This is a genomic window from Streptomyces sp. NPDC045899, from assembly GCF_056431485.1.
On sequence record NZ_JBWKKP010000006.1, the window covers coordinates 53,476 to 65,336 of the forward strand.

An 11,861-nucleotide genomic window follows, 5' to 3' on the forward strand; every position below is an offset into this window, starting at 1 on the left:
AGCACGTCGCGGTCACCGTGGCGGCGGCTCCGGCACCTCGCCGGCGGTGCGCCGGTCGGCCAGCACCGGGCCGAGGGCACCCAGCATCACCACCGCGGTCAGTATGAAGGCCCAGGGGTAGCCGGTACCCGCCACGACCCAGCCGAACGCGACGGCGCCGACGCCCATCCCCGCGTCGTAGGCGAAGTTCCACAGGGCGCTGACCGTGCCGTATCCCGTGGCGGGCACGCGCGCGTACATCAGATTCAGCGTGGCGTTCTGGGCGATGCCGAAGCCGATGCCGAACACGCCGACCGCCACCACCACGACCACCGGGCTGCCGGTCGACGCCATCAGCAGCGTCCCGGCGGCCGACAGCAGCAGACCGGGCAGGACCAGACCGGCGGGGCCGTGCCGGTCCGCGTGCCGCCCCGCGAGCCAGCGGGCCAGCGTGGCCGCCGCGGGCTGAACGAACAGCGCCACCGACACGAGCCCCGTCGCCGAGGCGGGGACCGCCAGCGGCAGGAAGGTGACGATGATCCCGGCGGCGAGGGCCGTGGCCGCGAACGTCACGGCGGGGCGCAGCAGTTCGGCCGTACGAAGCCCCTCGGTCATCCCGAGTGGCCGCCCCGAGGCACGGACCCGGTCGGGCAGACCGGGCACCGTGAGGATCGCGGCGAGCGCGGCCACGGCCCCGGCGGTGAAGACCACCCCGTAGCCCGCGTGGGAGGCCAGCCACACACCCAGGGGCATCGCCAGGACCGAGGGCACACCGCTGACGATGCCGACCAGGGCCAGCCCCTCACCGCGCCGTTCGGCCGGGATGAGCGAGGCCGTCAGCGCGCCGCCCGCGACCACGGTGAACGCGAAACCGAGACCGCGCAGCAGGCAGACCACGACGATCCACCACAGATCGTGGGAGACGGTGAAGGCCAGCGCCGGTGCGCCCAGCAGACCCAGGCCCACGGCCAGCACGGCCCGGTAGCCGTAGCGGTTGACCAGGGCAGGCGTGGCGAGCTCGCCCAGCACGGTCGTGAGCATCAGCGCGCCGGTGGCCGATCCGGCCGTCCCGCCGCCTCCGCTGCCGCTCGCGGCATAGCCGGGGACCACCGGCAGCAGCAGGTGGAAGCTGGTCGAGGCGCCCAGTACCGACACGAAGCGCAGCAGCAACGGCCGTGTCACCAAGGGCGGACGCGGCGCGAGCGGCGGGGGAGTCGGGTGCTGTGTTTCCGTCACGTCAGGACGCTAAGCGCCCGACCGGATCGCCGATAAGGTCCACTTCCATGCCGCCGGAATGGTCCAGTTCCCCGCCCGACCTGTTGCTGACCGTCGACCGGTCCTGTGGTCGGCCGCTGCGCGCGCAGCTGGAGCACGGACTGCGTGACGCGATCCGCTCCGGCCGTCTGCGGGTCGGTGAACGGCTGCCGTCGTCCCGGGAACTCGCGCGCACGCTCGGCCTGTCCCGGGGTCTGGTGCAGGAGTGTTTCGCCCAACTCCAGGCCGAGGGCTACCTGGTCACCCGTCCGGGATCCGCGACCCGCGTGGCGGCGGGCGCCACGGCCCCGCCCCGCGTCTCTCCGCCGCGGACCGCCGCTTCGCGACTGGTGGCCGACTTCCGGTGGGGCGTACCGGACTTGGCGTCCTTCCCCGTCCAGGACTGGCTCCGGGCCCTCCGCGAGGCGGCACGTGCCATGCCGACGGCCGCGTTGGACTACGGCGACCCGCGCGGCAGCGTGGTGCTGCGTGAGGTCCTGGCCGGGTATCTGCGCCGGGTGCGCGCCGCCGCGGCCGACCCCGACCACATCATCGTCTGCAACGGCTACGCCCAGGGCCTCGGCCTGGCGCTACGGGTCCTCGCGGCCGGCGGTGTGCACACCGTGGCCTTCGAGGACCCCGGCTCACCCGCCACGGTCGGCGCGGCCACCGCCGCGGCGGGCCTGCGGGCGGTTCCCGTGCCGGTGGACGAGGGCGGAATCGACCTCCGGGCGCTCGCCGCCACCGACGCCCGTGCCGTCGTGGTGACCCCCGCGCACCAGTGGCCGACAGGGGTCGCCCTCGCCCCCGAGCGCCGACTGGCCCTGCTCGCATGGGCCAGGGACCATGACGCGATCATCCTGGAGGACGATTACGACGCCGAGTTCCGGTACGACCGCGACCCCGTCGGCGCGCTCCAGGGCCTGGCCCCGGACCGTGTCATATCGCTCGGCACCGTCAGCAAGTCCCTCGTCCCCGCCCTGCGCATCGGCTGGATGGTCTGCCCGCAAGAACTCACCGGACCGATCACCGAGCAGAAGCACCGCAGCGACCGCGGTACACCCACACTCGACCAGCTCGCCCTGGCCAGGCTGATCGAGTCCGGACGCTTCGACCGCCATCTGCGCCGGATGCGCACCACCTACGCGGCCCGTCGCACCACCCTGCTCGCCGCCCTCGCCGAACACGCCCCCGGACTGCCGCTCACCGGGCTCGCCGCCGGCTTCCACGCCGTCGCACACCTGCCTGCCGGTGCTGACGAAGACCACGTCGTCACAGCCGCCCGCGCCCGCGGCATCGGGCTGTACGGCATGAGCGCCTGCCGCGCCTCGCACGCGGTCACTCCCGCGCAACTCGTCCTCGGCTTCGGAGACGTCGGCGAACGCGCCATCACCGACGGGATCGCGGCCGTCGGCAACCTCCTCACCGGCTGAGCGGGTGCCACCGCGGGTCCTTCCGGCGGCAGGGGGGAGGAGATCCGGCGGCCCGGAGCCCCGGGGCGGTCACGGTCGCCCGGCGGAAGGTGAGTAGTGAGTGCTCACCGGTCGCCCCGTGGATCACCCCGACCATGGAGACCTTCACCAGTGTGCTGAGACGCATGGCCCTGGAGCCCGGGTCAGGGTTCCGCCCGGCCGTCACCGACCACTCCGCCCACGCGAGGAACGCGAGGATCGCATGTCCGAGAAGATCGTCGATGCCGGTGAGCTGAAACTGTGGACCGAGGACTTCGGCGACCCCGCCGCCCCCGCCGTTTTGCTGATCACCGGAGGGAACGCCCAGGCCATCGGATGGCCGGACAGCCTGTGCCACGGACTGGCGGCCGACGGCCGGCACGTCATCCGCTACGACCACCGCAACACGGGCAAGTCCAGTCTGGTGGACCTCGGGAAGAACCCCTACGACTGCCATGACCTGGCCCGTGACGCCGTCGCGGTGCTGGACGCCTACGGCGTGGACGCCGCGCATGTCGTCGGTCTCTCCATGGGCGGCCTGGTCGCCCAGCTGATGGCCCTGGACCACCGTTCCCGGGTGTCCTCGCTGACCCTGGTCTCCACCAGCTCGGCGCTCGCCGCGAACCCCTCCGCCCTGACCGGCGAGCCCCTGTTCTTCTCCCCGCCACCGCACCCGCGATTCCTGGAGCAACTTGCTTCCTTGTACGCCGAGTTGGCGGCCACGCCACCCACCACCCGCGAGGCGTTCATCGAAGCCCGCTTCCGGATGTACGCCTTCGTGGCCGGGACCACCGAATACGACCTGGGGGAGTGCCGTCGCACCCTGACCCGGGAGTTCGACCGCGCGATCGACCCGATGCGCCCCGACCCCAGCGGGCCGGTCCTCACCGCCACGGCCGCCATGGGTGACCTCGCACCCCGCCTGCGCACGCTCGATGTGCCGACCCTGGTCATCCACGGGGTCGATGACCCGATCGTCCCCGTCGAGCACGGCCGGGCACTGGCCGAGACCATCCCCGGAGCGCAGAGCCTGTTCCTCGGAGGCTACGGGCACGCTCTGCCGAACGCCGCCGTCGTCGAGCGGTGGCGTGGGGTGATGGCCGACTTCACCGGCACGGTCTAGCGGACCGCGCGCCCACCGGCATCGGCAGGGAAATCGGGCAGGAAGCCATTGAGTCATGTACCCAAACATGCGGTGACCAGCGCGAAAGCGCCTGGACCCATGGGTGGAGGAGTGGGGTGGAGTTCTCGCGGCCGAGCACTGCCGGTCCACGGAGTGCCTGAGCTGCCCCGAGCGGACGCCGTCGCCACCGGACGGCCTGGCAGGCGTACGCCCCCCACCCGTCCACTCGGCTTCAGGGGCGGCAGGTGCGGGGCGGCCCGGAGCACTGCAGTCGGAGAAGCCGTTCTCGGGCGTCGGATGCTCAAGGTCATGGTCGAGCTGAAGGAAGCCCACGGCGACGACGACCACCCAGGCGACTCACGCCAGCATCATCAGCCATAGCAGCAGTGTTCTCACGGTGCGGCTGTCGATCCGCGGCCCGGGCTTCGTGGGCTGTGGTGAGACTTCGCCGGTAACTTCCGGGCCAGGAGGGTCAGGCAGGAACATATGGTGCTCCTTCATCCAACCCCTCTGATTCCGTGCGCAGTTGTATGCCCCTCGGTCATCCTGGCCGTTCGGTGATCAGCGCGTTGCCCGACCAGCTGGTGTCGGTGGCGGACCCGCCGCCGGGGGTGGTGCTGGGTACAGGGTGATCGGGCAACCAGCTGCAGTCCGTACTCAACGGCCGCCCGGCATCGTCTTGGGCATGCAGACGAGACAGCGGTGGAAAGCACTGGCAGGGGTTTACGGGACGGTCGCGTTCGTGGCGGCCGGGGTGCTGGCAGCCGTGCAGCCGGCCACCGGCATTCCCACTCAGGTCGTTCAGCTGACCCAGTTCGGTCCGGCACTGGCAGTGGCCGTGGTGGCACTGGTGTGGCCGTCCCGGGCCCGCGGGCTCATTTCCGGATCCGCCGGGGGAGGGGCGGCCCCGGGGTTGCCGTTGCTCGCCACCGCCCCCTTGATCATCTTCCTGTCGGCCGGCGCGTACGCCCTCCTCAGCGGCGCGGCCCATGCCACCAACCCGCTCACCCTCCAGCACCCCTTCCTCCTCATCGTTCTCGCCCAACTGGTCGGGGCGTGCGGTGAGGAGATCGGCTGGCGCTGCTTCCTGCAGCCGCTGCTGCGCACCCGCTTCGGCCCGCTCACCGCGTCGGCGGCGGTCGGGGTGCTGTGGGGCCTGTGGCACGTCCAGGCGCTGGCGGGCAGCCCGGCCTACGCGGCGGGGTTCCTGCTGGCCACGACCGCGATGTCCGTGGTCCTGGGCCTGGCTCTGGACCAGGCACGGGGACTCCTCCGCCTGCTCTGCGCGGGCACCTTCCACGCCTTGGTCAACCTGGGCATGCTCTGCTTCATGGACGAGGAGACGGGCAGGGCGGCACCGATGGTGCTGTTCGGCCTGGCGTGCACGGCGGCGGCGGTGCCCTGGGTGTGGCGCGCACGGCGGACCACGGCGGTTACGATCACGGCGATGGCGGGGTGAACGGGGCGGGGGTCATGACGGCGGTGCGTTTCCGGCGCGAGCGATGGGTCGCCCTCGGGCGCTGTCAACTGCTCGGGCTGAACGGTCTCGCGGTGATCGGCGCCGGGATGCTGGTCGGCGGGGCGTTGCTGCTCATACCGCTCGGCGTCGGCTTCTGGGCCCTGCCTCCGGCCGCCCGGCTGCTGCGCCGCGTAACCGACCGGTACCGGGACCGCGCGGCCCGCTGGTCCGGCCGGCCCCTGAGCCCTCCCGACCCCCTCCCGCACGACACGGACACCACGGCCCGGCGCGGGAGTGCCGCGATCCTCGCGGACGACGGCTTCTGGCACGACCTGCGCTGGGCCTGGCTGGAGCCGTGGACGGGCGGAGTACTCGCGGCGGTCCCGCTCGCGCTGGCCGAGTACGGGCTGTTCGGTGCGCTGGTCCAGCCCTTCGTATGGCGTCGGCTGGGCGACGGCAACTGGTACGCCTTCGTACCCGTCACGACGCCGGCCACCATGGTCACCGCCCTGCTCCTCGGACTCGCCCTCCTGGTGGCGGGGCTGTGCCTGGCACCGGTCGCGACGGCGCTGCACGCCCGTCTCACACACCGCCTGCTGTCCGCCCCGCGCAACACCGAACTGACCCGCCGGGTGGCCCGGCTGGCCGCCACACGTTCCACCGCCCTGGACGTCCACGCCGCAGAACTCACCCGGATCGAACGGGACTTGCACGACGGCGCGCAGGCCCGTCTGGTCTCCCTGGGGCTCACCCTGGACGAGGCCACGGGGCTGCTGGACACCGATCCGCGCACCGCACACGCCCTGCTCCTCGACGTCCGTGCCGCCTCCGAGCGTGCGTTGCAGGATCTGCGCGACCTGGTCCACGGGATCCACCCCCCGATCCTGGCGGACCGCGGGCTGGCCGACGCGGTCCGCTCGCTGGCTCTGGACAGCCATCTGGACGTGGACGTGTCCGTGGACCTGCCCCCGGCGCGACTGCCCGCCCCCGTCGAATCTGCGGCCTATTTCGCGGTGTCCGAAGTCCTCACCAACGCGGCCAAACACGCGGCGGCGACCCGCGTCGACATCGTCCTCTCCCACGACGGGCGCCGGCTGCGGGTGAACGTGACGGACGACGGCCACGGCGGGGCGGACCTGTCGGCCGGTACCGGTCTGCACGGTGTCCGGCGCCGGTTGGATACTTTCGACGGCACACTCGCCCTGCACAGTCCGCCGGGCGGACCGACCATCGTGACCCTGGAGATCCCGTGCGCGTCGTCCTCGCCGAAGACCTCTTCCTCCTCCGAGACGGCCTGACGCGTACCCTGCGGGAACACGGCTGCGAGGTCATCGCCTCGGTCGACAACGGGCCCGCGCTGGTGAAGGCCCTCGCACAGACCGACCTGGACGTCGCCGTGATCGACATCCGGCTGCCGCCCACGCACACGGACGAGGGGCTCAAAGCGGCCCTCGAGGCCCGCCGCCACCGCCCCGGACTCCCCGTCCTGATCCTCTCCCAGTACGTCGACCAGCTCTACGCCCATGAACTCCTCGCCTCCGGCGAGGGCGCCGTGGGCTATCTGCTCAAGGACCGCGTCACCCACACGGCACAGTTCATCGACGCCCTGCGCACGGTCGCCGCGGGCGGCACGGTGATGGATCCCCAGGTCATCGCCAAGCTGCTCACCCGCAGCGAGAAGCGGGGCCGCACCGACTCCCTGACCCCCCGCGAACACCAGGTCCTGGGGCTGATGGCCGAGGGCCGTTCCAACACCGCCATCGCCCAGACCCTGCACATCAGCGAGAGCGCGGTGGCCAAACACATCGCGTCGGTCTTCGGGAAACTGCGGATCGATCAGTCACCGGAAGACAACCGGCGGGTGCTGGCGGTGCTCGCGTACCTGAAGGGATGAACCCTCCATACGGCTGCGGCCAGGAAGCCCGAGGCGTGGCCGGAACCCGTGAGGAGCCGAGTGGCGGGGGAGGAGCGGCGGGGTTCCGCGCGGCTAGGATCGCCCTGTCCTGACCGGTTGACTGATGTGAGAGCGACGTACTCGACGTGGCTGATGACGCCTACCTCGTCCTGATTCCCGATGCCCGTCCGCGGCTGGGAGCCCCGCTGGCCGCGGTGGGCCGACTGGAGTGCCTGGACACACCCGCGGTGCGGGCCTGGCTCCAGGCCCATGACATGACATCGAATTCGAGCCACGTGCGCATCCTGCCGCCCGAGGCGGAGGCCTCGATTCCCGAACAGGCGGAGCGCCTGCCGCTGCCGCTCACCCCGGAAGAGACCGAGACCGTTCGTCAGGCGTGTGCCACGGACGCGATCGCCGCTGTCGAGACCCGGCTGAAGGACTTCCGGCACACCGCGGAGGACCGTGACCGGCTCGTTCACCAGGCGCTGGCCACCGGCCTGCCGGTGCACCGGATCGCGGAACTGACCGGTCTCGACACCCAGATGGTGGGGGAGATCGCCGAGCGCTCATAGCCCTCGGCCGGTCACATAACGCTGCAGCGGCCCTGGAACCGTGGGTTCCAGGGCCGCCCACTCAAAGGCGCTGGTCAGTGGTGGAGCAGGCCACCGTCACCGGCGAGGTTGGCGCACTTGGAACCGATGTTGATGTCACCCACCGGAGCCGCTCCCCCGACCGGGGCGATCACACCGGTCGTGGTGTCGCACTGGTTGGCCTGCAGATCGGCGGAGCCGGTGCTGACACATTCGGAGCCGATGTTCACATCGCCGGTCGGCGCCACCGCACCGACCGTGGCGACGTCGCCCACGGTCGTGTCACAGTGGCTGGCCCTGGTGGGCACGCCGCTGTTGCCGTAGGCCGAGGCGCTGGCCGCACTGCCGATGATCAGAGCGCCGGCGGCGGCGCCGAGGAAGACCTTCTTGCCGATGTCCACTGGAAACCTCCGTATGTTTGTCCGTGAATTCGGGGACGTCTTCACAACGAAGATCGTCAGCGGAGGATTCGGGGGTTCTGTACCGTTCACCCATCCAGCGCTACGGAGCCCCATGGCCCGGCCGGGCCAAGGGTCCCCGCGAATGGTCGGCAGCCTTATGGATTCGCGAGGCGAACGTGATGTGAGGTATTCGCTCGTTCTGCTGATTCAGCCTGACGTGAGTTCGCGGGAATATGCCGGCCGGTGACGGATGGTCATGAAGTGCGTCGCGGATCGGCGCGCCCGACCCGCGGAGCGCGTCATGGAGCCGATGGTGAGACCGGCGGAACAGCGGACGGGAGACGGTGTTCGCGCACTACAGTTGGCCGTATGACCACCTTCGTCGTCACCCTCCCCGGCACGTTCACCACACCGCTGACCGAGCAGGAGCGCGCCACGCTCATGAAGGGCCTGCGGCCCGCCGACCCCAGCCGTACCGATTTCGAGCCGGCGGCCGAGCTCGATGTGCTGACGGTCGACACCGAGAACTCGACCTTCACCGTCCGTCTCGAAGTCGAGGCGGACAACAGCAACGAGGCCGAACGAAACGCGCGGCAGATCGCGTCAAGCGCTCTCCTCGACGCCGGGCGTACCCAGCGGACGGCTCCCATGGGTGAGGCGGCCATCACCGGTATCGAGGCTGGATAGGGTCACGCGCCGCACTTTCGTGAACAGGGTCGCCCGCCGGGAGCCAGGGACGGGGCTTTCCGTTCTTCGGCTCGGCGTGACGCTCGGGCCGTGCCGGTAACGGGCGCGCCGCCTCTTCGTGAGCAGGGATTGCCGGATTCAGCGGCCGGCACACAGCAAAGGCAAGGAGAGTCCTCTCCTTGCCTGTCTTAATTTATAGCGCACTGGGGGGCTTGCGGCAAGGCCCGGGGGGTGCCGCAAAATCGTCGGCCGAAGCCACAACCTGCGGAATTGGGGGGCACGACGGGCGTGTGTTGTCGATGTATGACGGCGACGGGGACGGGCCTGACAAGAGGTTCGACGGAGCTGGTGGCGCCGGTGGTGCGACCGGCCAGTGCAGTGCAAGGGAACACGACTGCCTCGGAGGCATCGCGATGATCGAGCAGTACGTGTGTGATCTTCAGAAGGCTGGCGAGGCGCAGGCCCCGGTCGTCGGTGGCAAGGGCGCGCATCTGGGCCGGCTGTCGCGCATCGATGGCATCCGGGTGCCGGCCGGCTTCTGTGTGACGACGGACGCCTTCCGGCGGGTCATGGCGGAAGCGGCGCCGTCGATCAAGGACCGGCTCGACCAGCTGTCGCGTGTGGACCCGGACGACCGGGAGGCGATCCGCACGCTCAGCGCGCAGATCCGCCGGACCATCGAAGGGATCACCATCCCGGGTGATCTGGCCGCGGCGATCACCGGCGCGCTCGCTCAGGCCGGCGAGCAGGCCGCCTATGCCGTGCGTTCCAGCGCGACGGCGGAGGACCTGCCGACGGCCTCCTTCGCCGGCCAGCAGGACACGTACCTGAACGTCGTGGGGGAGGCGGCTATCCTCCAGCACATCAGCCGGTGCTGGGCCTCGCTGTTCACCGAGCGGGCCGTGACGTACCGCCGGCGGAACGGCATCGACCACCGTACGGTCCAGATGGCCGTGGTCGTGCAGCAGATGGTCTTCCCGCAGGCCTCCGGCATCCTGTTCACGGCCGACCCCGTCACCGGCAACCGGAAGGTGGCCACCGTGGACGCCGGCTTCGGTCTCGGCGAGGCCCTGGTCTCGGGGCTGGTGAACCCCGATGTCTTCACGGTGCGACACGGCGAAGTCGTCGCGAAGGCGATCGCCGCCAAGCAGCGTGCCGTTCACGCCCTGCCGACCGGCGGTACGCAGGAAGTGGCGATCGACGCGTGGCGGCAGGAGCAGCCGTCTCTCACGGATGCGCAGGTCGTGCAACTCGTAGAGCTCGGACGGCGGATCGAAGCGCACTTCGGCCGCCCGCAGGACATCGAATGGTGCCTGGCCGACGACGGCTTCCAGATCGTTCAGAGCCGGCCGATCACGACGCTGTTCCCCATCCCCGAGATCGGCGACCAGGAGAACCACGTCTACGTCTCCGTCGGCCATGGGCAGATGATGACCGACGCCATGAAGCCGCTGGGGTTCTCCATGTGGCAGCTGACGGCCATGGTGCCGATGCACGAGGCCGGTGGGCGGCTGTTCGTCGACGTCACCCGGCGCCTGGCCTCGCCCGCCGGCCGCGCCGGCCTCCTGGACCTCATGGGGAGAGGCGATCCGCTGATCAGGGACGCGCTGGAGACGGTTCTCGACCGTGACGATTTCGTCCCCTCGCTCCCGGACGTGAGCCCCGGCGGGCCATCGGCCGGCGTCGCGCCCGCCCCGATCGAGACCGATCCGGCCGTCGTCACCGAGCTGATCGAGCGCAGCCGGGTGTCCATCGCCGCTCTGGAGCGCGAGATCCGGACGAAGAGCGGACCGGCGCTGTTCGACTTCCTCATGGAGGCCTTCGAGGAGCACAAGCGCGTCCTCGGTGATCCGCTGAGCATGCAGGCGATCATGGCGGGGATGGAGGCCACGTGGTGGCTCAACGACACGTTGCAGGAGTGGCTGGGCGAGAAGAACGCGGCTGACACGCTCACGCTGTCCGCCCCCGACAACGTCACCTCGGAGATGGGACTGGCGCTGCTCGATGTCGCGGACGTGATCCGCCCGCATCCGGAGCTGGTCGCCTTCCTGCGGGGAGTCGAGGACGACGGCTTCCTGGACGACCTGGCGAAACTTCCGGGAGGGGCCGAAGCGCGCGACGCCATCGAGGACTACCTCGCCCGCTACGGCATGCGCTGCGTCGGCGAGATCGACATCACGAGGCCGCGCTGGCGCGAGAGCCCCGCCACCCTCGTGCCCGTGATCCTCGACAACGTCAGGAACTTCGAGCCGGGCGCCGCCGAGCGGCGCTTCGAACAAGGGCGGCAGAAGGCACTGAAGAAGGAGCAGGAGGTGCTGCGACGCTTGCGGGCCCTGCCGGACGGGGACCGGAAGGCCGATGAGACCAAGCGGATGATCGACCGGGTGCGAACCTTCATCGGGTACCGGGAGTACCCGAAGTACGGCATCGTCAGCCGCTACTTCGTCTACAAGCGGGCCCTGATGGAGGAGGCCGAGCGCCTCGTGCGGGCCGACGTGGTTGCTGAGCGGGAGGACGTCTTCTACCTCACGTTCCAGGAGTTCCACGACGCCGTGCGCTCACACCAGGTGGACGGCGGGCTCATCCAGCAGCGCAAGGAAGCGTTCCGGTCGTACCACGCGCTCACACCGCCCCGGGTACTCACCTCGGACGGCGAGGCCCTCACCGGGGCGTACCGGCGCGACGACGTACCGGCCGGGGCCCTGGTCGGCCTGCCGGTCTCCACCGGCACCGTCGAGGGACGGGCCCGCGTCATCCTCGACCTGGCGGAGGCCGATCTCGAGGCGGGCGACATCCTGGTCACGACCTTCACGGACCCCAGCTGGTCGCCGTTGTTCGTCGGAATCGCCGGCCTGGTGACCGAGGTGGGTGGCCTGATGACCCATGGGGCGGTGATCGCCCGGGAGTACGGCTTGCCGGCCGTGGTGGGTGTGGAGCAGGCCACCCGGCTGATCCGGGACGGGCAGCGGATCCGTGTGCACGGAACCGACGGGTACATCGAGATCCTGCCGTGACCGTGG

Annotated in this window: 10 protein-coding genes; 8 read left to right on the plus strand and 2 right to left on the minus strand. The window is 70.8% G+C overall.

Annotation, left to right across the window (positions count from 1 at the left end; translation table 11 throughout):
- Positions 1 to 12 precede the first annotated feature (12 nt).
- Entirely contained in the window at positions 13 to 1,215 is a 1,203-nt protein-coding gene (locus AC07FT_RS10990; protein WP_479175777.1) for an MFS transporter, read from the minus strand.
- 47 nt (positions 1,216 to 1,262) lie between these two features.
- On the opposite strand from AC07FT_RS10990, the gene pdxR reads away from it, so the two are divergent.
- The 6 genes from pdxR to AC07FT_RS11020 all read left to right on the plus strand — a co-directional run bounded on the left by pdxR (position 1,263) and on the right by AC07FT_RS11020 (position 7,735).
- Positions 1,263 to 2,666, plus strand: a complete 1,404-nt coding sequence (gene pdxR, locus AC07FT_RS10995; RefSeq protein WP_479175779.1) for a MocR-like pyridoxine biosynthesis transcription factor PdxR — start codon at positions 1,263 to 1,265, stop codon at positions 2,664 to 2,666.
- 241 nt (positions 2,667 to 2,907) lie between these two features.
- The gene (locus tag AC07FT_RS11000; RefSeq protein ID WP_479175780.1) at positions 2,908 to 3,807 is read left to right on the plus strand and encodes an alpha/beta fold hydrolase; all 900 of its coding nucleotides are present in this window, start codon (positions 2,908 to 2,910) and stop codon (positions 3,805 to 3,807) included.
- A gap of 685 nt (positions 3,808 to 4,492) precedes the next feature.
- Positions 4,493 to 5,266 carry a CPBP family intramembrane glutamic endopeptidase gene (locus tag AC07FT_RS11005; protein WP_479175782.1) on the plus strand — a complete coding sequence of 258 codons (774 nt, stop codon included), beginning with the start codon at positions 4,493 to 4,495 and terminating at the stop codon, positions 5,264 to 5,266.
- Between the two features lie 14 nt (positions 5,267 to 5,280).
- On the plus strand, positions 5,281 to 6,564 hold the full coding sequence (locus AC07FT_RS11010; protein ID WP_479175784.1) for a sensor histidine kinase: 1,284 nt from the start codon (positions 5,281 to 5,283) through the stop codon (positions 6,562 to 6,564).
- Positions 6,516 to 7,160: a response regulator transcription factor gene (locus tag AC07FT_RS11015; protein WP_471196941.1), complete on the plus strand. Its 645-nt coding sequence runs from the start codon at positions 6,516 to 6,518 to the stop codon at positions 7,158 to 7,160. Before AC07FT_RS11010 ends, AC07FT_RS11015 begins: the two co-directional genes overlap by 49 nt.
- 146 nt (positions 7,161 to 7,306) lie before the next feature.
- Positions 7,307 to 7,735, plus strand: a complete 429-nt coding sequence (locus tag AC07FT_RS11020; RefSeq protein WP_479175786.1) for a DUF6003 family protein — start codon at positions 7,307 to 7,309, stop codon at positions 7,733 to 7,735.
- Between the two features lie 74 nt (positions 7,736 to 7,809).
- Here the strand turns inward: AC07FT_RS11020 and AC07FT_RS11025 are convergent, their stop codons facing one another.
- Entirely contained in the window at positions 7,810 to 8,154 is a 345-nt protein-coding gene (locus AC07FT_RS11025) for a hypothetical protein (RefSeq protein WP_479175787.1), read from the minus strand.
- 369 nt (positions 8,155 to 8,523) lie between these two features.
- Here AC07FT_RS11025 and AC07FT_RS11030 point away from each other — a divergent pair, with 369 nt between their 5' ends.
- Both AC07FT_RS11030 and rph read left to right on the plus strand, forming a co-directional pair.
- Entirely contained in the window at positions 8,524 to 8,841 is a 318-nt protein-coding gene (locus tag AC07FT_RS11030; protein ID WP_471196932.1) for a DUF6204 family protein, read from the plus strand.
- A 413-nt stretch (positions 8,842 to 9,254) separates the two neighbouring features.
- Positions 9,255 to 11,855, plus strand: a complete 2,601-nt coding sequence (rph, locus tag AC07FT_RS11035; protein ID WP_479175788.1) for a rifamycin-inactivating phosphotransferase — start codon at positions 9,255 to 9,257, stop codon at positions 11,853 to 11,855.
- The last annotated feature ends 6 nt before the right edge of the window (positions 11,856 to 11,861 follow it).